The sequence below is a fragment of the Trichococcus collinsii genome, assembly GCF_900107505.1.
Lineage (GTDB): Bacteria > Bacillota > Bacilli > Lactobacillales > Aerococcaceae > Trichococcus > Trichococcus collinsii.
Genome location: NZ_FNQH01000001.1, coordinates 488,284 through 512,405, shown reverse-complemented (window position 1 = coordinate 512,405; position 24,122 = coordinate 488,284). Strand labels below are relative to the sequence as shown.

Annotated in this window: 19 protein-coding genes; all 19 read right to left on the bottom strand. The window is 39.2% G+C overall.

Annotated features, from left to right (window positions below; translation table 11 throughout):
- Positions 1-39: 39 nt before the first annotated feature.
- A complete protein-coding gene (locus tag BLV66_RS02410) occupies positions 40-2,604 on the bottom strand; it encodes a type I restriction-modification system subunit M/S (RefSeq protein WP_086984923.1) in 2,565 nt (854 codons plus the stop codon).
- Positions 2,605-2,906: 302 nt separating this feature from the next.
- Positions 2,907-6,155, bottom strand: a complete 3,249-nt coding sequence (locus BLV66_RS02405) for a type I restriction endonuclease subunit R (protein WP_086984925.1) — start codon at positions 6,153-6,155, stop codon at positions 2,907-2,909.
- Between the two features lie 226 nt (positions 6,156-6,381).
- On the bottom strand, positions 6,382-7,641 hold the full coding sequence (locus BLV66_RS15485) for a restriction endonuclease subunit S (protein ID WP_086984927.1): 1,260 nt from the start codon (positions 7,639-7,641) through the stop codon (positions 6,382-6,384).
- Complete coding sequence (locus BLV66_RS02390; protein WP_086984929.1) at positions 7,631-9,154, bottom strand: class I SAM-dependent DNA methyltransferase; 1,524 nt, start codon at positions 9,152-9,154, stop codon at positions 7,631-7,633. Before BLV66_RS02390 ends, BLV66_RS15485 begins: the two co-directional genes overlap by 11 nt.
- A 66-nt stretch (positions 9,155-9,220) precedes the next feature.
- The gene (locus tag BLV66_RS02385; protein ID WP_143033078.1) at positions 9,221-9,475 is read right to left on the bottom strand and encodes a hypothetical protein; all 255 of its coding nucleotides are present in this window, start codon (positions 9,473-9,475) and stop codon (positions 9,221-9,223) included.
- Between the two features lie 358 nt (positions 9,476-9,833).
- Complete coding sequence (locus BLV66_RS02380; RefSeq protein ID WP_086984932.1) at positions 9,834-10,826, bottom strand: AbaSI family restriction endonuclease; 993 nt, start codon at positions 10,824-10,826, stop codon at positions 9,834-9,836.
- 517 nt (positions 10,827-11,343) lie between these two features.
- Positions 11,344-12,096, bottom strand: coding sequence for a hypothetical protein (locus tag BLV66_RS02375; RefSeq protein WP_086984934.1), 753 nt, complete (start codon positions 12,094-12,096; stop codon positions 11,344-11,346).
- 105 nt (positions 12,097-12,201) lie between these two features.
- Entirely contained in the window at positions 12,202-12,321 is a 120-nt protein-coding gene (tnpB, locus tag BLV66_RS02370; RefSeq protein ID WP_086984935.1) for an IS66 family insertion sequence element accessory protein TnpB, read from the bottom strand.
- Positions 12,322-12,557: 236 nt separating this feature from the next.
- Entirely contained in the window at positions 12,558-13,022 is a 465-nt protein-coding gene (locus BLV66_RS02365; protein ID WP_143033077.1) for a hypothetical protein, read from the bottom strand.
- 104 nt (positions 13,023-13,126) lie between these two features.
- The gene (locus BLV66_RS02360) at positions 13,127-13,468 is read right to left on the bottom strand and encodes a hypothetical protein (RefSeq protein ID WP_086984939.1); all 342 of its coding nucleotides are present in this window, start codon (positions 13,466-13,468) and stop codon (positions 13,127-13,129) included.
- Position 13,469: 1 nt separating this feature from the next.
- Complete coding sequence (locus tag BLV66_RS02355; protein ID WP_086984940.1) at positions 13,470-14,180, bottom strand: helix-turn-helix domain-containing protein; 711 nt, start codon at positions 14,178-14,180, stop codon at positions 13,470-13,472.
- A gap of 344 nt (positions 14,181-14,524) precedes the next feature.
- The gene (locus BLV66_RS02350) at positions 14,525-15,925 is read right to left on the bottom strand and encodes a 6-phospho-beta-glucosidase (RefSeq protein ID WP_086984942.1); all 1,401 of its coding nucleotides are present in this window, start codon (positions 15,923-15,925) and stop codon (positions 14,525-14,527) included.
- 16 nt (positions 15,926-15,941) lie between these two features.
- Positions 15,942-17,774, bottom strand: coding sequence for a beta-glucoside-specific PTS transporter subunit IIABC (locus BLV66_RS02345; protein WP_086984944.1), 1,833 nt, complete (start codon positions 17,772-17,774; stop codon positions 15,942-15,944).
- Between the two features lie 5 nt (positions 17,775-17,779).
- On the bottom strand, positions 17,780-18,625 hold the full coding sequence (licT, locus tag BLV66_RS02340) for a BglG family transcription antiterminator LicT (RefSeq protein WP_086984945.1): 846 nt from the start codon (positions 18,623-18,625) through the stop codon (positions 17,780-17,782).
- A gap of 291 nt (positions 18,626-18,916) precedes the next feature.
- Positions 18,917-20,176 (bottom strand): MFS transporter, encoded by a 1,260-nt coding sequence (locus tag BLV66_RS02335; protein WP_086984946.1) that lies wholly within the window; start codon positions 20,174-20,176, stop codon positions 18,917-18,919.
- A 559-nt stretch (positions 20,177-20,735) separates the two neighbouring features.
- Entirely contained in the window at positions 20,736-21,596 is an 861-nt protein-coding gene (locus BLV66_RS02330) for a cysteine ABC transporter substrate-binding protein (RefSeq protein ID WP_086984948.1), read from the bottom strand.
- Between the two features lie 37 nt (positions 21,597-21,633).
- Positions 21,634-22,377, bottom strand: a complete 744-nt coding sequence (locus BLV66_RS02325) for an amino acid ABC transporter ATP-binding protein (protein WP_086984950.1) — start codon at positions 22,375-22,377, stop codon at positions 21,634-21,636.
- Between the two features lie 17 nt (positions 22,378-22,394).
- The gene (locus tag BLV66_RS02320) at positions 22,395-23,072 is read right to left on the bottom strand and encodes an amino acid ABC transporter permease (protein ID WP_086984952.1); all 678 of its coding nucleotides are present in this window, start codon (positions 23,070-23,072) and stop codon (positions 22,395-22,397) included.
- Complete coding sequence (locus BLV66_RS02315; RefSeq protein WP_086984954.1) at positions 23,053-23,712, bottom strand: amino acid ABC transporter permease; 660 nt, start codon at positions 23,710-23,712, stop codon at positions 23,053-23,055. The genes BLV66_RS02320 and BLV66_RS02315 overlap by 20 nt, the downstream gene beginning before the upstream one ends.
- Positions 23,713-24,122 lie beyond the last annotated feature (410 nt).

Below are 24,122 nucleotides of genomic sequence, written 5' to 3'. Positions count from 1 at the left end.
TTCAATATTTCAGAATTTGAATAATACCACCCAACAGAATTATGCTTTGAATGCATCCAACATTGTTTTTAATATTTTTTCGACATCTGTAACTAACGCAAAACAATTTTCTGCATCAACTTTTTTGAGCTGGTTAGTATGTGCAGAAGGGTTACGATAATCCTTTCTCACTTCTTCTATCCACTCTGCATATTGCATAAGTTTTTCAAGTATAGTCTCATCATCCAATTCTTCAATAAACAATTCGCTTTTGGTATATTCTAGTAATCTGCTCTGGTTTGTCCCTTTTTGTTCATCCGATATCTCGCTTACAGGTGAAAAGCATAGAATATATGCTACGCTACCTAATGTAAAATTCTTTTGGTTCATTTTTTTCCCATAGCTATTAAGTAGTGTAGTTGGCCATTGTAATAAATTAGCTTTACCTGGATACCTCTCTGTTAGGAATGCTACGTATTGCTTGAAAAAGCGATTACTCATTTCTACTTCAAGAGCCTTTGTTACTAATAGACATACTCCCGAATAATCAACCACATTTCCCATAGATATCAATTTGTTATACATTAATTTTGATGAAAAAAGAAACGTTTGCGAGGAGTAATCCATTTTGTTCCAAGCTTTTTCTCCTAATGAGGCTTTTAATTTTTCTACTTCGATCATACACTCTTGTTCAGTATAGTTCCTATTAAGTTGTGTTATGATACGTTCTGAACATTCATCTGAGAAAGACTGAATTATCCTTTCGATCTCTTCTGGTCCAATTGCTCTATCAATTTGTCTTTCTATTAATGATTGATAACTAGCTATCTGCTCTGACATTTTAATTAATATTTGATACATATCATCAACTTTCGCTTCAATTCTTTCCAGTTTTTCAAATACTCTTTTTATCCAAATAGATTCATTTATGTAGTTATCAGAAATTGATACTGCATCATCTTGAAGTTGCTTAATTACAACATGTTTTGCTTTTTCTTCTACGTATGCAGAGTTGTCTAAATGAGTAAGATCCTTAGTAGGAGAGGGTATTTCTGGTAATCTTATCAATTGTCTATTTACGTATTCGTACAATTCTTCATTCAAATAAACTAATAATTTAGCATTTCCTAATTTTTTTTTAAGCCTATCAAATTGAATATTAAAATTTTTTTCTTTAGACAAATCACTGGATTTATAATTTTTTACTTCTATTGCACCCTTGAGTTCTTCATTATAATATAATCCGATATCAATCACTGTGTTTCCTATTATTATCTCTTCACGCACATCCCAACCAACTGCAGTGAATGCAGTTTTTACCTTAATAATCGGATTGTGCATTTCTTGAAATTTTGTTGCAGTTTCCAGTGTATCCACATTAGGTACAACAAACTGCTTTATATCAGCAATTGTTAAACTTCGCACCCCTCTACCTATACTGAAAAGATTTGTTTGTTTTTTTAAATACTCTTGGCCGGTAGTGCTCTCAAAAAAAAATTCTAAATATTTAGAATATTCAGGTTTAGTACGAATTATCGCCATAAAGGGACTTGCTATAATTTTTTTTGAACCATCATACCTACACCAATTTAAATTACCTAAAAGCCTAATAATTATGTCATTTTTTTGTAAAATAGCGCTTTTGACTTTTGGGTGAGTAACGGCTTCTAGATTACAAAAAAAATATCTATCATCATTGTCAATTAACATATTGTTATCAATGAGTTTAGGTGATAGTATCATATAATCTCCCAATTCTGAACGCTCATTTGATTGAACGTGTATTCCACTAATAATTTCTGCTATCTCACCTAATTTCACAGTATTTTTGCTATATATTTGTGCTCTTAGAGTAGCATTTTCTGGGCTCATATACTTGATATCCCATCTACCCTGCAGATCTTTTGATTCAACTAAGAATTCGTGCGAACTAGAGATGAATTTATTTGAAATCTCATCAAAATTATTATTTAATTTAGCATAATAAACATTATCTGTCTGAGGATTATTAGAAATGACTAAGATATACCAGTCGATTAATGTTCCGTCAAAGGCGTTTCCTAAGTAAATTGTCATTTCTAGGGAGTAATTATCGATAACTTTTTGCCGAGTATCTTGCCATGTTCTATTCTCCAATACACTACTTGGGACCGTCACCACTAACAAACCATCATCATTTAAACAATCGAGTGCCTTGTTGATATACTCTTTCTCTAATCTTGCAGTTTTCCCATTATCCTTTTTCACATTTCCCCACGGAGTTGTGTATATAATGACATCGAATTTGTCTTTTATTTCTTCGTTATAAAAATCCCTATTTACAATATTTATATCCCTATTCCCAAATAATTGTTTTGATAATTCATATTCTGACGAATTTTTTTCATAGGCTATTATTTTTTTATTCTCCAACCAGGCCAGTGTAGTACCTAAATTAAGTGTCGGTGCTAGCACTGTTTCAAAAATTTTATTTTCTAAAATCTTTTGAATTAATTTGCTATGATCAGAGGAAAATAAAATTTTCCCAGAGTTAAGCAGATCAGATACTTCATCAAATTTTTTAGTATCTAGTTTAGTTCCAAAAATCGATTTTAATTCATGATGTAATTGCTTATTCAATACCATCAACCTTTCTCAATTATATTTACTTAGCTCGTATTAATATCAAGGTAATATAAAAGCTGCCATTTAGAATGCAATATATATTTTAACTTTCAATATAATTAAAATGGATCTTGCAAAGGGATACGTAATAGCTTCCTTCAACAAGATCCATTTGATCATTTTATCTTTGCGAACATTCTGCTTACCTTTTGACAAACAGATTTTTATCGCTGAATTCATTCATAAATGTAATGATCACAGACATTCAACTGACCACTGATTACCAAGCGTTTAGCTTCTGAATTATTTGAATCCTCCGTTATCTACAAACTCCTATAAACCTCATTGCCTTCCGCAATCCTATCCCAAATGACTTCTTCATACGCATTGCCTGCCATTTTCTCTGCTTGACGCATAACGATTAACAGTGCTTTCTTTGCTTGATCTGGCGGATAATCATATTTTTTAAGGAGTCTCTTGATCACTTTTCTCATGCTGGCTCGTGCGCTTTTTCTGACGCTCCAGTCGATGGTAATATTGTTTCGGATGGCAATGGTGAGTTCGTGTGCAATTTTCTTCAGTATTTCATCTTCCATCATTTTTTTCACAATATCATCCGCAGTGAGCGCATCATAGAATGCTATCTCGTCATCACTGATCCCAAGCTCTGCCTCTTCTTCGCTCATTTTCTTGATATCATGGGCCATCCGAACGAGTTCCTCAATAACTTCCGCATTTGTTATCGCCTGGTTGCGATACTTATTGAGCGCTTTTGTTAGCCGCTCGGAGAATTTTTCTGATTTCACCAGATTCCTTTTCTCCATCGCTCTGATGTTTCCTTCAAGCAGTTTCTTCAGCAGCTCAACGGCTAGATTTTTCTGCTGCATATGTTGCACTTCCTCAAGGAATTCTTCGGACAGGATTGAGATCTCAGGTCTCTTTATTCCCATCGCTTCGAAGACATCTATAATTTCCTCAGAGATGATCGATCTTTCTAACAACTGGTGAAGCCTTGCTTCCACTTCCTTTTTGGATAAGGCTGGATTTTCTTTCTCTTTCAATTTTGCAAGACTCGCTTTAACGGCTTTAAAATAGCTGACTTCCAGCGCTCTCTGCTTTCCTTTTTCAGTGGCCGCGCACAAAGAATGCGCTTTCCCTAACTCCAAGGCCGTATTCTTGAATTCCTTCTGGTCTTCTTCTGATTTGCCCAGCACAAAGTCCATCCCGCCTACAATCGCACGCATGCGCTCCAATTGGGAAGTGCCCATGTATTTGGAATAATCAAAACCATGCATCATATTACTGAGGATTTCCAATTTCTCAAGCATGATCGCTATTGCGACATCCGTATCAATACCGGTGTTCCTGCGGTCACTGTTCGTGTACTGATTCAGCGCATTTTTAAGGCTCTCCAGGATCCCAATATAGTCGACGACAACGCCCCCGGATTTCTCCTTGAAGACGCGATTGACCCTGGCGATGGCCTGCATCAAATTATGGCCTTTCATGGGCTTATCGATGTACATCGTATGCATGGAGGGCACATCAAAGCCAGTCAGCCACATATCGCGGACGATGACAATCTTTAGTTCATCAGCGTTGTCTTTCATCCGTCTCGCCAGCAGGTCGCGACGCCGCTTGCCGCCTACATGTTTCTGGAGATTCTCACTATCGGACGCACTGCCGGTCATGACAACCTTGATCTTCCCCTTGTCTGCATCATCACTGTGCCAATCGGGTCTCAAAGCGATAATCGCATCATAAAGCTCCACACAAATGCGCCTGCTCATGCAGACAACCATCGCTTTGCCATCGATGCTCTTTTCCTTTACTTCGAAATGCATGACGATATCTTCAGCCAGCTTTTTGAGGCGATTCGGCGAGCCAACAATAGCCTCCATCCTTGACCATTTGGATTTATTCTTATCTCTCTCGAAGTCCTCTTGACCTTCTGTTATCTCTTCAAACTCATCATCGATTTTTGTGAGTTCTTCCTCATTCGTCTCCAGTTTGATGATCCGGTTCTCATAATAAATACGGACGGTCGCTTCATCTTCAACCGCCTGCGTCATATCATACGTGTCGATGGTATGACCAAACACCGCCACCGTAGAGCGATCCTCTAAATCAATCGGTGTGCCGGTAAATCCAATGAAGGAAGCATTCGGCAAGGCATCTCGAAGATATTTAGCATAGCCATAGGTGACTTCACCGGTCTTGCTGTCGACCTTCGCCTCCAGTCCATATTGGCTGCGGTGTGCTTCGTCCGCGATGATGATGACATTTTTCCGGTCCGTTAAAACCGGCATTTCGCTTTCTTCCGGCTTAAACTTCTGGATGGTTGTAAAGATGATGCCGCCGGACTCCCTGTCGTTCAACAGATCGTACAGCCCATTGACTTCTACGCTGTTTCCATTGCTGTGGTTGTGCTTTTGTGCGTCCGTCAGTTTTCTGACAGTAGCCTGTTTTGGCGTTTGTCTTAGGATATCTTTGGATTTAGCAAAGGTAGTGAACAGCTGCTCATCCAAATCATTTCTGTCCGTGATGACGACAATCGTAGGATTGTTCAACTCTCGAACCAAACCGGCTGTATAAAATACCATGGAATAACTTTTGCCCGATCCCTGTGTATGCCAAATAACACCAATTTTACGATCCCCTTCTTCTTGCGTTGCTTCCTTGGTTTTCATTACGGCTTTCTTAACCGCAAAGTACTGATGGTAGGCTGCAAGAATTTTGATGATGGATTTTTTATCGCCTATCTTCTTTCCAATGATGTCCTTCTCTGGTTCCTTCGATTCTTGAAAAAGAAGGAAGTTATGGATGATATCCAGGAGCCGCTCTTTTTGGAGCATGCCATTAAACAGTACTTCATATTGCGGATTAGAAAGAGGTTCCACATTCTCGCCATCAACGGTACGCCAATTCATAAACCACTCTTCGCTGGAAGTGATGGTTCCCGCCTTCGCATTGATCCCATCGGATAAGATACAGAACGCGTTGTAATGGAACAGAGACGGGATATCCCGTTTATAGGTCTGGATCTGATTAAATGCATTCTCAACGCCAACATTCTCATCGCTGGCAGACTTCAGCTCGATCAGGACTAACGGGAGTCCATTGATGAAAACAATGATATCCGGTCTGCGATCTTCGTGTTCAATGATCGTAAATTGGTTTACCGCCAGAAATTCATTATTTGAAGGATTTTCGAAGTCGATGATATTGGCTCTCTTTGTACGGATCACGCCATCTTCCTTGAAGCTAACCTCTACCCCTTCCGTCATGAGTTGATGAAAGTATTTGTTGTTCTCTACAACCATCGGGCTATTGAAGGTAATCAGCTGACGATAGGCGTCTTCTAGTGCTTCTCTTGGAAGGCCACGATTAATTTTAGAGAGCGCATCTTTTACTCTAGATGGCAGGATGACTTCCCGATAATCAGTTCGTTCCTGATAATCTCCTCCCAAGGAGATATCTGGACCGAAAGCATATTCATAGCCCAAGGTTTGCAGTATCTCAATGGCTGCTTCTTCAAGTAAGTCTTCGGTAAAGTTTTCAGTTAAACTCATGATTTATCTCCTCTAAAATTTGATTATTTGAATTGTTGCTTTAGCAATTTAAAAATATCAAAGGATGTCTGATTGTAAACTTTATTATTGACAGCTTTCTTAGTATTTCTCAAAACACCCTATCCTCGTGGCATCATTAATCCAATTCTGTGAAAAACCTGTCTTTTGATGCTTGTTCTTACAGATATTCTTTTCTTCAGGCTTGGTATTCTGATACCCAATTTCATTAGCCTCCACCTTCGGAATCGATTGGTACTCTGATTTCACCTGACATTAGTTTTGGGAGAATAGAATCTCTAATAGTTCTTAACTTAGCATTCTCTTTTCTTTTTTCAGATATCATATTTATAATGCCCTCAAAATTGTTACTAATATCATCTGGAAACGGCTCTTCAATAGGTAATGCTATTTTTATGTATTTCATATTATCAAATGTAATTTGTGGAAAAGTGCCTGATCTACTTTCAGCCATCATCTGTAGTTCATTTATTGTAGCTTCACAAGTTAACAAGAAAAAAACTATTGCCGAACTGATATGTTTTACTCTTAAAACCATTAACTTTGTTGATACTACATAATTGTCTGAATCAAAATTGATATATGCAAACCTTTTATTTTTAGGCCGAATTTCACTGTATAGAATGTCATGTTTTCTAATTGACTTTTTCGCTTGCCCAGGTAAATTTTGTACTATTGTTTCTTTATGCAAAAGTACCTCTCCATCATAGACATCAGATGTATTTAAAAAAACAATTTTATCATTTGGAAAGCTATGCTTCACTGATATAGAATCAACTAATTCATATACTGATTTCACTTTCCACCCCTTCGGAATCATCCCAAGCTCGCTTTCAACCATTTCACCGCCATTGGACTTATAGGGCTCACCATCTTCATTAGGGAATTCGAAATCCACAAACCACTGTTTAAAAATCGTCTGGGCCATATTCTCAAGAATTTTATTTATCTGGTTGTTCACTTCGATTTTTCCGTCTAGGGTTGAAAGGACATGGGCGATGGCTTTTTGTTCTTCTAAGGGGGGCAATTGAAAGGTAAATTCTCTCATTTGCTTCAATCCCATGTTCTTAATCGTTGTACCTGTAGAGTGTGTATTCAGATAACGCCTAAAATCCGCACTATGCATGATATATTTTATATAATTTTTACTGTGATCATGTTTTACGTTAAAATAGCAAGCACTCTTTCCTAAAACAACTTTCTCTCCATTGTAAGTAGCAACTCTACCTAATGTTCCATTAATTGATACAAATATCGTCCTATCATTCAAATCTTTCTTGAACTTCTCGTACTCTTTAAAGCCAACTTTATTAGTCTTTTCATCTATGACTATATTTCCGTCTAAATTATTTCCGTTAATGAAATAATATTCTCCATTTTCATCATACTTAGGGGTTCCATGTAATCCATCACCAAGTATATAAACAGTATCTTCCAATTTAACTGTTTTCCACTCATTAAAACTCATACCCAATCCCTCCTAGATTCTTTCTGATTTCTTCCTCTAGGTGTCTGGACTTGGCAAAGAGTTCTGCCAGTTCAGCAGTCATATCTCCCATTTTCTCCTCGAACGGGACGCCATCATCTTCTGCATCTTCTATGCCTACGTATCTTCCAGGAGTCAGGACATATTCATGTCCCCTGATTTCTTCAATCTTCGCAGATTTACAGAAGCCTTTGACGTCTTCGTATTCGCCATCCAGGTTGCGCCACTCATGATAGGTGTTTGCAATCTTGTCGATATCCCCTTCATTAAGTTCTCTGTGACGACGGTCTATCATTTCTCCTAGTTGTCTCGCATCGATGAACAATATTTCATGCTCTCTGTTTCGAAATATAGGATTCTCTTTCTTGTTTCTATTGAGGATCCAAAGTGATACCGGAATTCCGGTTGAGTAGAATAGCTTATCGGGAAGCGCGACAATCGCATCCACCAAATCTGCTTCCAGAAGGTTCTTTCTTATCTCACCTTCATTGGATGTATTGGAACTCAATGAGCCATTGGCCAACACAATACCTGCTGCTCCATTTGGGGCAAGATGGTACACCATATGTTCAAGCCAAGCATAATTGGCATTCCCTACTGGTGGGATACCGTACTTCCAACGCACGTCATCCACTAGGTGATTACCGCCCCAGTCGCTGATATTAAAGGGTGGATTTGCAAGGATGTAGTCCGCCTTCAATGTCTTGTGCATATCATGATGGAAGGTATCTGCATGGTGCAGTCCAAGATTCGCATCCAGTCCACGAATCGCTAAGTTCATTCTGCAAAGTTTCCAAGTTGTAGAATTCATTTCCTGTCCATAAATCGAAAGGTTCTCGATCCTTCCCTGATGGTCTTCGACAAACTTTTCACTCTGTACAAACATACCCCCGGATCCGCAGCAAGGGTCATAAACTCTGCCTTGATAGGGTTCAATCATTTCAACCAGCGTCTTAACAATGCTGGTTGGCGTATAGAATTCTCCGCCGCCTTTACCTTCAACTGAAGCAAACTGGCCTAAGAAATACTCGTAGACCCTGCCGAGCAGGTCTTTTTCACCGTTCTGGTGTAACTTGATGGTCGAAATAAGGTCAATCAATTCACCTAACCGTCTTTTATCAATCTCTGGGCGTGCATACCGTTTATCCAATACCCCTTTAAGTGAAGTATTTTCCTTTTCGGTCAAGATCATCGCATCATCGATATACTGACCAATCTTCGCGACTTTCGCGTTATCCTTGATAAAAGTCCATCTGGCTTCTTTGGGAACCCAGAAGATATTCTCCGATTCATATTCATCCCGGTCTTCTTCAAATCCTTCGCCTTCCTCGAGAAGGGCATCGTACTTTGTTTCAAATTTATCAGAAATATATTTCAAGAAAATCAACCCTAAAACCACGTGTTTATATTCGCTGGCATCCATGCTGCCCCTTAATTTATCAGCTGCTTTCCAGAGTGTTTCCTCGAATCCTATGTTTCCTGTCTGTTCTGCCATGTTTATTTTTCCTCCGATCGTTAATAATTATTGTCATCAAAAAATTCAAATAGCTCGCCTTCATATTCATCCTGCTTCGGTCCGGTGCTGACCCAATCCGGCAACACCTGATGGTAATGGGCCAACGCCTCGACTGTTTTTTTGCAACACGATTTCCTGCTGCGCTTTTTCCATTAATTCAACAATCAGCCTGTACGTATCCATGTATGGATTGTCCTCCACCACTTCCAACGCAGCTTTGAATCTAGCCATAAGCTTTGTTCTTTCAATATCCCGCTCAATGACATTCATTTCTTCTTTGTCGTATACTGGAACAGCCACCAAATCGTTGATCTCACCTAAGAAGAACTGCTGCTCAATTTTTTTAACGATAGGCTTCAGTTCTAGCTTTATCTTTTCTTTTTGGATCTCCAGCTGACCAATTTCTGCAACTTCTTAACTGAAGTATGTGCTATCAACCCCAAAGATATCTTCCAGCCTTTCATTCAAATTATAGCCTGTTTGCCTCAGCTTAACCTTAATTTCAGCAATCACATTTGCATCCCCTTTTAAATTTCATCGATTTGGCTGACTTCATAACGCTCAGAATGTGAATATTCAGGTCTATACCAAGCGAGAACTATTTAAAATAGTACATGTTTCCCCTCCAAAGATTATTCTGTAATCCCCTATGTATCTATCAAAAAGTATAGGAATACTGTTCCACTGCATATCTATGCCTGAACTCAGACAATGTTTTTTCATTATAAAAGTGAGCAACTTTGTACCCTGTTGAGTCATATGCTTCTGCTATTTTATGCGGTTTAATGGTGTCTTGAGGATAATAGGTGGGCATAATTTTTGAAATTCTGTCATATGTCACTTTGCCGCTCTTTGCGCTATCCTCTTTGTTCACTTTATAGAGTCCCTTAAAAGTTGCCTCAAATTGACCTGAAGCCGTTTTGGCATGAGTGAACAAAGCGATTTTTTGATTTAAGTTAGTTAGTCTTTTCTGGAGATAAGATTCATTTTCATTATGATCGGTGTGGAATTCAATAAATCTGGATTCGTCTGCCTCTAATACATTGTCCCAAACTCCATTAGGATAGAATTTCAAACGCTTGATGTCAGTATCCTTCTCGAATTTATGTGATGCACCGCTGCCTTGAAAACCTTTATAACCAGCTCCGAAACAATTGCAGCAATCTGCTACCGTTCTCAAATGAACATTGTCATCTACATCGATATACCCTTTTTCTACATAGCTATTTGGACTGTACTCTCTAGTAATATCCCACGGGGTAAGACCTACCGTTAGTATCCTGTTTTTGATATCAGCCACAACTTCATTAATCTGATTGTGGATTTTTTGGATGGGGGCTGTTGCATTGATACGATAAACTTTACAGCCGATAGCATTGATGATGTCGTTTTTACGGATTTCATCAAGCTCCATCACGAAGCTATTTTGATGGTAAGCTTCATCCACCTCGACAACGATATTAAACTGAGGGAAATACATATCCGCCAATGCATAGGGGAAATCAGGATTATCCCGTGCAATGTACTGCTGTGTATCCATTTTTATATCGTAGTTGTCTAACAGATGCCAGGTTCGCGTAACGATATAATTCTCGTCATTTTTCTTATTCGTCTTTGCGATTTGTCTTTTTATATAGTTGTATTTTCCCATTAGGAGTCCTTTCACGAGGTGACTGATATCACCTGTTTATTTATGCCTATTCAAACAAGATAGTCCGTAAGTTTACAGCAAGTTTCTGGCGCATAAAATCAGTGTTGAACGCGATTGAATAAATATCCATTTGCTCTCCGATTAATCCTCAATCATGTACACTTCATGGCTCACTTCTGACATCCAATCGAAATCTTTGATAGCTCTTACTGTTCCTTTTCAAATGACTCGCATACTGGCTTGCAATATCGCTGGATTGTCTTTTTTTATTATCTCAATATTCCGTCAGTTATTCAATCTAATTCTAGTTATCATACATAAAGGAAATTAGATTATTGAAAATGTTTTTTTAAGAGATTTTTGCGGAAAGAAATAAAAAATGATAATGCATGCTCTTTACAGGTTGCTAGGTTATAGAACAGAAAAAGCAGAAATCCTCATATTGATAGGATTTCCGCTTATTAGGTTTACTTTTGTCTGTCGCTATTTATGAAAATGTAGGCTTAAATCATTCTGGTCAGTAACCAATAACCTCACTAGCAACTTGATGGATGACCTCGGACGGAATTCCATTGATGTTCAATAAGTACACCTTATTTAATCTTGGGTTAAAAATCCCCAATTTATCTACACTTTTAAATTCTTCGTGTATAGAGTGACAGCCCATTAAATAATACATGAGTAGTTGCAAGGTATGTTTATTAGTGGGTTCCTTTTTCAAAACTTTAAAATCCCAAAGAGTGGATTGCGTTAAAAAATCACCATCTCCACTGGATACTATCTGTGTGTACCCACATTCAAATGTAAAGCCATCTTTTACTATTGGGCCGAATTCTTTTAGGAAAGTAGTACTTCTCTCAACCATAATCCGTATGTTTGAAATGGCTTCATGATCAGGAAGAATAGATTCAACAGGTCTATAAGCTGCAACACCCGCTCTACGAGCTACATCGAATCCAACTAACTTGCAGGCATTGATAATTGAGTTATCGTCAAGGCCAATAACAGCATCTACAAGCGCCATTGCATAATCATTCTCATGAACAAGCATGGAACCGAGGATTGAAATTTGGAATGCTTCTTTAGCAGATGTTCCCATCGTAAATCTAGTCAGATAATCAACAGCCAAACCGACAATAGTACTGTGCGTATTTTCATCTGGAAACAATTCTTTGCTGTCATTTAGTTCAACGAACTTAAAATCTTTTGGATTTATATACCCACCTCTTGGCTGTTTTACTTGCGTTATTCTATTAGTTACAGAAACCATTCGCAAATATCTCATTCTATTTAATAATATATATCACTAATCATGGTATAGTCATTACCGTTGAAAATACAATCTTGTATGGCGGTCTTTACATCTTCCTGGGAACTAGAAAATGGCATCTTCATAAGGGTCCAGTTCGTAAACGTCCTGAATCAGAGCGACCAACCCATCGATGCCTTTCCTCATATCGGTCTTGCCACAAACGATGAATAAATCGGATTTCATCGATTCTCCAACCCCATCCTGACTGGATCAAAGTCAGGATGGGGTTGGCATAATGATATTAGTGATTTTTTTACTGAACTATTTGTGTTATGGGAGACATAAATAGCGCCACTGAGATTTGTAAATGCAAAATAATTAAAACAGTTAAAAGAATTGGAATTTATTAATAACTAAAAATGTAGCTCAAAGATTTAGCATTGATATATCAATGATTCTGCTACTTTTTGCCAAATAAATTAAATTAATATCGTGACTATATCATTCACTCCAGCAAACATTGGTAATCTATGGTGTTCCTTGAACCAGTCGATAACTTTTCTCGCTGTCATTTCAACACTAGTCGTACCATTCCTATTTTGACCATCGTCATCATGAAAACTCCAGTTCTTAAAAATACGGATTTCACTTTCACCAAAATAATAGTAATCCTCATACCATCGTGTATACCTTCCATCTGATGACCACAGATTATCGTTACAGTGTTTATATAAATAGTCAAGGCTTTGGAAGCGATCATACTGCATAATAAATTGGTACAAAAATTCAACTTCCTTATTTTTTAAACGGCTATGGCTGATATCAATGTGATTCGCAATAATAATTTTCATTTCGCTTATTGTTGGGTCCATATTATTCTCCTTTATTATAACCATCCCGAAATCGAATTCTGCCACAAAGTCAAAATTTCTTATCTCCATCACTACTTTATACTACCTGTCCCCCAATTGTATTTAGCTAGGAATATATTCATACACCCAAAATAATAGATTAGAGTTGCTACTATATAACTGGGAACGTTTAATTCTTATTTGGAAACTTTTTTACGAGCTCTCTTTTTCTTTGCCTTTTTTATACTTGGCTCAACTGTATTCGTCCACCAATTTTTAATATACGGGACCCCCTTATTAACACCATAGGTAACAATTGCAGCAAGACTGGCAGCTCCTAAGACAACGGCAATACCCTTTCCGGTTTCGCCGGATTTATTAGTAGCCTTAGTATCATGTGAACTTTTTTGATTTTCGAAAAGTTTATCAATATATTCTGCCGGATAGTATTTACCATACCAGTAAACTTGTCCATTCGCCTTGTAATCATAATTATCGTCCCAATCGTGATCATCTTCATAATCCCAGTGCTTTGGCATACTATTTGTCCTCCCGATTATTAGTCCTTTTTTCTTTGATATCCTTGAGTTTCTCTACAAGTTTCACCGGAGAAAGTTTCCACAATTCGTGATCCGTTCGCAACTCTGGTCCAACACGATACGTTATAACAAAGTCTCTTATCTCCTCATCAGAATATCCTTGCTTCTTCAGATAATATTTCAGTTCATTCTTCGGATGAACTTGCGTCTTGATTATTCTAACCGCCTCAATTGCTTCCCCATCATGCATACCCCAATATTTTTCAAGGTACCGAATAATATTGTCATCATCTACATTAGAATCAAGAAGGGCCTCGACTGCATGTTGGATTCCAAATTGCTTCTCTCTTTCGACTACATTGTTCAAAATCTCATGGATATAATCCTGTACCGCTGCGTTCGCTGTTTCACCAAGTTCTATCATTATTTTCTCGAAAGTGCCTTTAACCTTTGTCATATTTCTTTCTCCCTTCGGTTGTACCCATTGAAGTTCGTTGGCAGTTGAAATATATTCCCCATTAGGGCGTACAAATACTTGCTCGTACCTGACTCCGAGAATATCTGCAATTGTGAATAGTTCTTCCAATGTCAGGCTGTCTCGCTTTATTTTTTTGAAAAAATTCTGCGGTGATTGCTGCAATCTTCGAGCAAGTTCAGCTAAGCTGATATTCATAGCTTTGCAAAGTTCTCTAACCATTTCTGAAGTATTCATGTCGTCCCTCCTATCGCCATAAATATAAACCGTTTGGTTTATAATGTCAATCGATAATATAAAATGAAGTGATGGATATATTCAACCTATGGACATGGATAAGGATAAGGGCGATGCCTTAATTCAAATCCATTTATTAGACTTACTATACTTGATAATACAAAAACGCGGAAACCCCTCAAAATAAGGATTTCCGCGTTTTTAGTTTGTCTTAGTCTGATATTAAAAGATAATTTTGTTACGCAATCAAGTAACTGTGTTGTTTAACCACCGTATGAGACATAGGGAAAACTAAAACCAAAACCGTTAGTATTGAAACCAGAAAACATTCTGCATCCAAACATTTACAAACCATTATTTTGGATGACGTTTTTGTACCAATCGAAAGATTTCTTTTTCATTCTTTTCAATGTACCTTCGCCGATGTTATTACGGTCGACATAAATGAATCCGTATCTTTTCTCCATCTCGCCTGTTCCTGCGGATACAATATCGATGCATCCCCAAGGGGTATAGGCAATCAAATCGACGCCATCTTCGTTTATCGCTTTCTCCATTTCAGTAATGTGCTGGGTAAGATAATTGATTCGATAATCATCCTGGATCGAACCATCTTCTTCGATTTTATCGTAAGCCCCCAACCCATTTTCAACAATCATCAACGGAATTTGATAGCGATCATAGAGATAGTTCAAGGAAATTCGTAAACCCACCGGGTCAATTTGCCATCCCCAATCATTCGATTCCAAATAGGGATTTTTCAGGCCGCGATCCATCAAGTTGCCCCCGTCTGCAACTTCTCCAACTGTTTTATCTGCTGCTGCAGTAATGGACATATAATAAGACAAAGCCAAAAAGTCAACTTTTCCTTCCAGCAATATTTTCTCATCTTCTGGTTCCATTACGATTTTTATATTTTCTTTTTCGTATTTCTTCAGTTGGTATGACGGATAATATCCTCTGCATTGAACATCCGAATAAAAATAATAATCATGCGTTTTATGCAAAGACTCCAATACATCGTTAGGGTTGCATGAGTACGGGTAGGTCAACAAATCCGCCAACATCATGCCGATTTGGAAATCTGGATTTATTTCATGTCCAATTTTGACAGCTTTTGCACTGGCTACGAATTGGTGATGCGCAGCTTGTGCTTGAATTTGTTTATTTGAATGTTTTACACCGCCTGCAACGTAAGGCAAAATCCCCATGCAATTGATTTCATTAAAAGTCAGCCAGTATTTGACCAGATTCTTATAACGTGAAAAGACTGTTTCGCTATATTTTGCGAATAAGTCAACCAATTCACGGCCGGCCCAGCCATTGTAATGTTCGACCAAATAATACGGAGTATCGTAATGGGAAAGCGTTACGATTGGTTCGATGTTATATTTTTTGCATTCTGAAAACAGATCTTCGTAAAACTGAAGTCCAGCTTCATTGGGAGTTTCTTCCATTCCTGTCGGGAAAATTCTTGTCCAGTTGATGGAAGTGCGGAAGGATTTGAATCCCATCTCAGCAAACAACTTGATATCCTCTTTGTAATGATGATAAAAATCAATTGCTTCCTGATAAGGGTAAAACAGATCTTTCTCTATCTTATCTGTTGCGGTTCGCGCAACACCATGTTTGGCTGCTGGCAGCATATCAGCAGAAGAAAGACCTTTACCATCGACATTATATGCTCCTTCACTTTGATTAGCAGCTACTGCCCCACCCCATAAAAAATCTTTTGGAAAACTCATCAATTCTTTCCTCCTCTTATAAAACTACAGTTAATGCTTTTTCATCATCTTGGTGTGCTAATACATCTAAATACTGCGAAGTATTGGTAATGACAACCATAGTGGTCGTGTCATATCCGTCTTTTTGAATTGCCTTCAAATCAAACTCAATCAGTAACTGTCCTTTGGTGATTTTCTCATTCATAGTTACATGATTAGTGAAATGTTTACCGCCCAATTGGACTGTGTTAATTCCGACATGAATCAGAATTTCAATACCTTCATCTGTCGTTATCCCAATTGCATGCTTAGTTGGGAAAATAGCACTTATACTGCCTGATACTGGCGATACGACCTTGCCTTCACTCGGAATGACCGCGAATCCTTTTCCTAATGCCAGTGAGGAGAATGCACTGTCGTTTACATCCATCAAGTCAATAATTTTACCTTTAACAGGACTTGCTAAATTCATTTCTTTAACCAAAGATTTGTCGATTGTAACCACAGGTTGTTGTTCTACATCCACTATATCTTCAAACCCGATCACATAGGCTGCTGCGAATGCAACACCATAACCGAGAGCACATGTCACAATAGCATTAATAAAGTTTGTGGTACTGGCAAGATAGCTTGGAAGCGCAACTAATGAGGAAACCAAAGCATAGGCTTTTAGTCCTGAAATCCCCGCATAAAGTCCACCAGCAGCACCACCAATCATTACTGCAACGAAAGGTTTTTTCAATCTTAAGTTGACCCCGTACATCGCTGGCTCCGTCACACCCATTAAGGCGGTGATTGCTGATGAACTGGCCAATTGTTTCATTACGCTGCTCTTTGTTTTCAGCGCGACAGCTGTTGCTGCACCCGCTTGTGCCATATTTGCAGCGAGCATTCCTGGTACTACCAACATATCATAACCATTGGTTGCAAAAGCGGTCATCAACATTGGGAATAAGGCATAGTGCATACCCGCCATTACTAACACTGGTGAGAAAGCACCCATTACTAAAACTGCAGCCCAACCTAAGTTAGCTTGTAAAAACTCTAAGAACATTGCTAAATAATTACCCACCGTAAATCCTAGTGGCCCTAAAACGATTAGTGTCAATGGCACTGCAATCATTATCATCACAAGCGGTTTCAAAACAAACTTCAGAGAGTTCGGAATAAATTTGTCTGCCACTCGATCCAAATAGGACATTGCCCAAACACCTAAGAAGATAGGCAAAACACTTGAACTATACGTAATTGCTTGTAACTTGAAGCCAAGTAGCGTTATGCCTCCTTCTTGAGTCAGTAATGTACTCATTTGAGGGATCAACAGCACCCCCGCCAACAGCATTCCTAAGAATGGGTCAATTCTGAATTTCTTCGCTACTGAGTACCCCAGATACATTGGAATGAAATAAAATGCCGCTTGAGAAACCTGAGAAAAAATCAGGTAAGTGTCTGATGTTTCCGAAATGAGTTTGAATGTCACTAATAACGAAAGTACAACTTGAATCATACCACCAGCTGTAATGACCGGCAGGACTGGCGTAAATGAACCAGCAATATAATCCAAAACGGTATTTAAAATACCTTTAGCTCCTGTGGATTCATTTTTAGTTTGGCTACTGTCAGAAGACACACCAAGTTTTTGAAATTCACGGTAAACATTTGCGACATCTGGTCCAATAATAACTTGGTATTGTCCGCCACCTTTGACTAATCCGACTACACCAACACTATTTTCGATTGCTGCATCATTGGCTAAGCTCTCATCCTTTAGATTAAATCGTAATCTCGTTGCACAGTGGACCAGTGACTGAACATTTGCAGGGCCACCAAGATTTTCTAATATTTTTTTTGCTGTATCTGTATAATTCATAATTGCTACCTCCTGGTATCTTGTCTTTGGGTTACACGCATGACATGCAGAGTAAGATATACATCTTCATCATTGGACATCAAAACTTGATGCTTATTGTAGATATACACTTTGATTTTTTGGACACATTGGAACGCTTCTGGATATAGCGTTTTCACTTGCATATAAAGTTCATTCTCTTGCTGTTCATGAAGATCATGTGAGACGATGCGTTGAGCAAAATACTGTAGATGTGTAATGAATCGAGCATAATTCATGGAGTTTTCGTCCAAAGTTATTTTATATTGATACTTAACAATATTTAAAATATCCTGAACCATTTCTGTTATTGCTAATGTGGTTTCCATATCTTGTTTATTGGTTTGAATATTAACGAAATGTAGGGCAATTGAGACAGCCTCATCATCATTCAAAGTTATTCCGGTTTTGCTTTGGATGATTTTTAAAGCGTTTAGGCCAATGTCATATTCTTTTTTGTAGAATTTTTTTATTTCCCAAGCAAGTGGACTCTTTAAAAAATACCCATCCTTGCTTCTTTTAATTGCAAATTCGATATGATCTATTAAAGTTAGATAGATGTAATCATTGATGATCATCTTATGATTTCTCGTTGCATATTCTACAATTTCATCAATCATGTATATATGTTCGGGTGGTATATTGCCAAGCAAGTAGCTAAAATGCTCGACCATTTCATGCGTATCCAGAACAAATATTTTATCGACTTCTTCCTCGTTTACAAATTGGCCTATCTTCCTCTTAAATCCAATGCCGTTAGCCAGAACAATGAGCTCATTTGTCCCTTTTTTTACTAATACAGCGTTGTTATTAAGGATCTGCTTTATTTTCATATTCTTCACCACCTTAAATTTTCACCACAAAAAGACCTAAGATAAATTTTCGACACCAAAAAAGTGTAAAAATTTATCTTAGGTCTGCCTGTTTCCAGTAACACTCCTAGTTATTGCGAATACTATATCGCAACCGCTCTCATCTACTCCAACATTCTACAAAATGATTTATGCTTTGTCAATAATTTTCTTTTTTTCACGAAATAATGCCTAAACAAAAGATGCTCTCGATTAAGAGAGCACCCTTTCAAATCCTCGTTCAGATAACAATTTTTGATCATTAATCTTATATTAAGCCTTGTTGAGTTCTCGTTTTCTTAACGTTACTGCGAAGAAGAACGAAGCTAAGCACACAACCATGAAGAAGATACTGACGATGATCGTCGTGTTGTAGCTGCCGCTTGCATCATAGAAGTAACCCAGCAGTGGGCCGCCCAAAGCTAAACCTAGGCTGCTTGCTGTCGATAAGATGCCCCAGATAGCCGTGAATTCTTTTTTGCCTAAAACCTCAAACGTCACTAATTGGTTCATTACGGCAGGAACTCCTGTGCTGACTGCATAGATCATCGCTGCGCCGATCAGGATCGTGATGTTATCAGTTGCGGCAAAGATGCAGAATGCAAGGATGTAGATAATCGTGAAGATGTAGAATGCTTTTGGTGCACCCAGCTTGTCGCTGGAGATACCCATGATGATTTTGGAAGCGATCATGACGATGGCCGCAATCGACAAAACCATACCAGCTTGCACATCAGTCGCGCCTTTTGTCGTAAAGAAGATCGGAATTTGCTGAGTGAATGTTGAAATCATCGCGAAACACACGAATGACAAAGCCAATAAGTAGAATACCGGCGAACGCAATGCCTGCGCATAGGTCATATCTGTATCTTTATGCTTGATGACAACCGCCGAAGAATCATTCGTTGCTTGCACTGCTTCTGCTGCAAGCGAATCTTCCGTCACGCCATAAGGCAACATGCCAACATCAGATGGCTTTTCGATCAGCAGGAACGCGCCCAGAAACAATGCAACAGCGTACATGCCGCCCAATAATAAGAACCCTTTTTCCCAACCATAATTTTGGATGAAAGAAGGAACAATTGCGCTAGTGATCGCAGTGCTTAACCCGATTGATGCAGCAACGAGTCCCATAACCAGGCCATGGCTTTTGCGGAACCAATTATTCACAAGCGTTACGGCAACGATAGCCGTTGACGACATCATGAACAAGCCGATGACGACTGCCGCCAAGTAGAATGAGAACAAGGATTTTCCGTTGGCCAGCAGGATGAATCCTAACGCTCCGAAAACACCTCCTAAAAGAGATGTTTTTCGCAAGCCAATTTTAGGCAGCAAAAACTTTGTGACTAAAGGCACCGCCACAATGCCGGTCAGATTTAGAAAACTGCCCACCAAACTGAATTGAGAAACTGAAAATCCGGTTGCTTCTGTTACCGGTTTGAAAAACGAGGCCAACCCGTTCATCGGAATCCCTACACCAAGCATCAACAGCATACTGGCAATGATAATCCGTATATATTTTTTCGACAAAGTAAAACGCTCCTCACAATGATATTTTTTGTGTTGTTAAAAATTAAACCACCATCTGTAACTGGATATACTTTATTACAGGGAATATGGTCAGTCTGTAATGTAATTATATTTATCCACACCAGAAATACCGCTTTCATTTACGAGACATGATTCACATGTGTTTTCATTTGAAGGCAATTTTTCAGGTAGCTTACAAATGGACTCAAACTAATTAACGTATTTTGTATAGATTCATTATCAGAATACATCCAAACCAACATCCCTCATTATAGAGAGACCACCTGACATGTCAAACGGGGGGAAATCCATCGAATCCGCTTTCTGACTTGATATGAAAGCTTTTTTCAGAAATATTGTCTGAATTTCAACTTTTTCTTGAATTCTAATTAACTTTCATTATAATTCGCTATATTATCTGTTTTTACTCATAGATTAACGACTGTCTTTTCACAACATCCGAGAAACACAAAAAGGCCGGAACCGAAGTCCCGACCTGTTTTTTTATTGAGGAAACTTTTAACGCTGACTCATCAGACAATTCCAATTTTTGACCTTATTAATTTATCAATACAGATGCAGGATCAATCTCGGAGCTGAACGCTGGCGCTAATGTCTTTTCGTATGCTTCTGCGATAAAACCACTTTCATTCAACGTGTCAATTTCTTCATTCACCCATTCCAACAATGCAGTGTCCCCTTTTGCTACTGCAGGAGCGATGGTGTCTTCGTTTCCGATGGCTTCCACCCCTGCCACAAAGCCAGGATTTTCTTTGATCCATCCAAAGATCAAGGTATTGTCGTGTGCTAGAGCGGCGCCACGGCCATCCAATAAGGCTTGGAACGTTTCTGTGTTTTGTTCATAGACCAACAGCTCGATATCAGGGTAATTTTCTCTGAAGTAAGCTTCAGCGGTTGTTCCTTTGTTGACGATCAATTGTTTGCCTTCCAATTGGGAAACATCAGTGATGACGTCACCTTCAGGGGAAACGATGCCGATGGATACTTTCATATACGGATTGGCGAAATCAACTACTTCGGCACGTTCAGGTGTGACGGTGAAGTTGGCCATCATCAGGTCAACCTTGCCTGTTTCCAGATATTCCACACGGTTAGCCGCTTCTGTGATAACCCATTCAATTTTTGAAGAATCACCCAGCAAATCTTCTGCGATTTTTTTGGAAATCTCAACGTCGAAGCCTTGGTTATCTCCGTTCGCATCCACATAGCTGAAGGGAGGTTTGTCGCCGAATACGCCGATGCGGATGACATCATTTTCTTTGATTGTGTCCACTGTCGTTTTATCTTCAATATTGGCAACGGAGCCTTCTGAAGAATCACTTGTTGCGCTTGCGCCGCAAGCCGCTAGACCCACTGTCGCTGATAATATGGCTAATGATTTGATAAATTTGTTTCTCATTCTTCATTCCTCCAATGTTTTTTTCTATATTGTCTTTCTATTGAAACCTGAATGTGTTGATGAATTCGTTGGCCCTTTGCGATTGTGGCTGCTTGAAAAAAGCTGTAGGATCATCTGAAACTTCGACGATGTTCCCTTTTTCCATAAAGACGATTTTATCGCTGACTGCCTCTGCAAAAGCCATTTCATGGGTGACGATCAGCATGGTCATGCCATCCTTAGCCAAATCGAGGATGACATTCAGGACTTCCCTGATCATCTCCGGATCGAGCGCTGCCGTCACTTCATCAAAGAGCATGATTTCCGGGTGCGTCATCAACGCGCGCACGATCGCAACACGTTGTTGCTGCCCGCCGGACAATTGCCGTGGGAAGCTGTACGCCTTATCTTCAAGACCGACCCGTTTCAGCAACGCAATGGCTTCTTCGGCCGCCTCATCTTTCTTGCGCTTTTGGACTTTCAAAGGCGCCAACAGGACATTGTCAAGAACCGTCATGTGCGGAAACAGGTCATACTTTTGAAAGACCATTCCGATTTTCTGCCTGACTTCTTTCCAATTCGTCCCTGCTGCGGCTATTTCTTTTCCATCCAGCAAGATGCTGCCTGACTGAATTCCCTCCAGACCATTGATGCAGCGTAAAACAGTCGATTTGCCGCAGCCTGATTGGCCGATGATTGTCACAACTTCTCCTTTGGCGACATCCAGCTGGATATCAGCCAACGCTTGAATTTCTCCGTAATATTTGTTTACATGCTTCAACGTTAATATTGGGCTTTCCAACGTTTCTTCACCCCTTCTCACTCTTGCCATTTCAATTCCAATTTTTTTGATAATTTCGATAACGGATAACAGACGATGAAGTACAGGAAGAAGATCAACCCATAGATCCAGAAGGAGGCACTCGGGTAGTCCTTCACGGATACTTCAACCACTTGCTGTCCGACTTTGATGACTTCGATAATCCCTATCAGCGGCAGCAGGGCTGTCGTTTTCACCATCCGGGTAGCCAAGTTGATCGCCGGCGGAACGATGCGCCGCACTGTCTGGGGAATAATGACATACACATAGAGTTGCCCTGCTGACAATCCCAATGCCTGTCCGCTTTCCCATTGAATTTTGGGTATGGAAGTGACCGATGCCCTGACGATGTCGGCAATTTCAGCTGTTCCCCAAAAGGTAAACACGAAAATGGCGATCACCGTGTTATCAATATGAATGCCTGTCCAACGCGTAAGGCCGAAGTATAGGATGTACAGCATCACCAATACGGGGACAATCCGGACGACTTCGAGATAGAATCTTGTGACGAATCGGACAACGATATTTTTGCTTGTCATGAGCATTCCGACAAAAAGTCCCAATACGAACGAAAGCACGACTGATATGATGGCGATAAAAATTGTTTGCCCCAGGCCTTCCAAGATACGCTGCAGATTTTGGCCTTCAAATAAAATGTTAATTCCCGAATCCTGCAAAACGCAACCTCCTTTCGATGAAATGGATCAAAAGGGATATCGGCAATAAAAACACCAGATAGGTTATGACCATCAAGAACAGCGCTTCATTGGTTTTGTAATACAATCCCATGATGTCTTTTGCGACAAAAACTAGGTCGGCTAATGCGATTGCGCTGAACACGGAGGTTTCCTTCAGCAAAAAGATGATGTTAGCCCCGATGCTGGGAAAGGAGTTTGCGATCGCCTGCGGGAAAATAACGTACAGGAAAATTTGAGTGTTTGACAAACCCAGGCTGGAAGCTGATTCCATCTGAATATTTGGGACGGATTCCAAACCGCCCCTTATCGCTTCCGCAAAGTAGCTGCCTCCCAAAAAAATTAACCCCAGTATGCCGCAGACTTCGGCGCTCAACTGGATGCCTACTTGCGGCAAACCAAAATACAGAAAAAACAACTGGATCATCAATGGGGTATTCCGTGACAATTCGATGTATCCTTCAAAAACCTGTGACAAAACAGGCAGTTTATAATAGCGCACGATGCTTACGATCAGACCGATGATAAAGGCAAAGATGATCCCGATTCCGCCCAGGCGCAACACAAGGAAGGCCGCTTCCTGATACATGGGGATAGCCTTTCTTATAAAATCCCAATCCATTGTTTACCTCCAATCCTTTCTTGATTATTTGCAGATTCTAATCATCACCTCACAAATAAAAACACTTCCCAATATATTCAGGAAGAAACGATTATTTTAGCGCTTTTGTCAGCTTTTACTGTTGGCTAGGATCAAAATACCTAGACAATATTTCTGTAAAAAGATGATTAAACCAGCAATTTCCTGTCGTATTATTTCCATTGAATTACTATTCACATATGGTATCATGACTGCCAATAAATGAATATTATGGAGAATCGAACACAGTTGATAGGTTTTACCGAACAGCCAAATGCTGTTTTGACCATTTTTCTAGGTAAAATGTATCAGCTGAACGCAGAAAAAAAGACTTGAACTTTCGGCAAGTGAAGGTTCAAGTCTTTTTATTAGCATTGTAGCCATGAATGTCC

Excerpts from the sequence above, each read along its gene's own strand:
- BLV66_RS02410 (WP_086984923.1), bottom strand. The coding sequence starts at position 2,604 with ATGGTATTGAATAAGCAATTACATCATGAATTAAAATCGATTTTTGGA.
- BLV66_RS02405 (WP_086984925.1), bottom strand. The coding sequence starts at position 6,155 with ATGAGTTTAACTGAAAACTTTACCGAAGACTTACTTGAAGAAGCAGCC.
- BLV66_RS15485 (WP_086984927.1), bottom strand. The coding sequence starts at position 7,641 with ATGAGTTTTAATGAGTGGAAAACAGTTAAATTGGAAGATACTGTTTAT.
- BLV66_RS02390 (WP_086984929.1), bottom strand. The coding sequence starts at position 9,154 with ATGGCAGAACAGACAGGAAACATAGGATTCGAGGAAACACTCTGGAAA.
- BLV66_RS02380 (WP_086984932.1), bottom strand. The coding sequence starts at position 10,826 with ATGGGAAAATACAACTATATAAAAAGACAAATCGCAAAGACGAATAAG.
- BLV66_RS02375 (WP_086984934.1), bottom strand. The coding sequence starts at position 12,096 with ATGGTTTCTGTAACTAATAGAATAACGCAAGTAAAACAGCCAAGAGGT.
- tnpB (WP_086984935.1), bottom strand. The coding sequence starts at position 12,321 with ATGAAATCCGATTTATTCATCGTTTGTGGCAAGACCGATATGAGGAAA.
- BLV66_RS02360 (WP_086984939.1), bottom strand. The coding sequence starts at position 13,468 with ATGCCAAAGCACTGGGATTATGAAGATGATCACGATTGGGACGATAAT.
- BLV66_RS02355 (WP_086984940.1), bottom strand. The coding sequence starts at position 14,180 with ATGAATACTTCAGAAATGGTTAGAGAACTTTGCAAAGCTATGAATATC.
- BLV66_RS02350 (WP_086984942.1), bottom strand. The coding sequence starts at position 15,925 with ATGAGTTTTCCAAAAGATTTTTTATGGGGTGGGGCAGTAGCTGCTAAT.
- BLV66_RS02345 (WP_086984944.1), bottom strand. The coding sequence starts at position 17,774 with ATGAATTATACAGATACAGCAAAAAAAATATTAGAAAATCTTGGTGGC.
- licT (WP_086984945.1), bottom strand. The coding sequence starts at position 18,625 with ATGAAAATAAAGCAGATCCTTAATAACAACGCTGTATTAGTAAAAAAA.
- BLV66_RS02330 (WP_086984948.1), bottom strand. The coding sequence starts at position 21,596 with ATGAGAAACAAATTTATCAAATCATTAGCCATATTATCAGCGACAGTG.
- BLV66_RS02315 (WP_086984954.1), bottom strand. The coding sequence starts at position 23,712 with ATGGATTGGGATTTTATAAGAAAGGCTATCCCCATGTATCAGGAAGCG.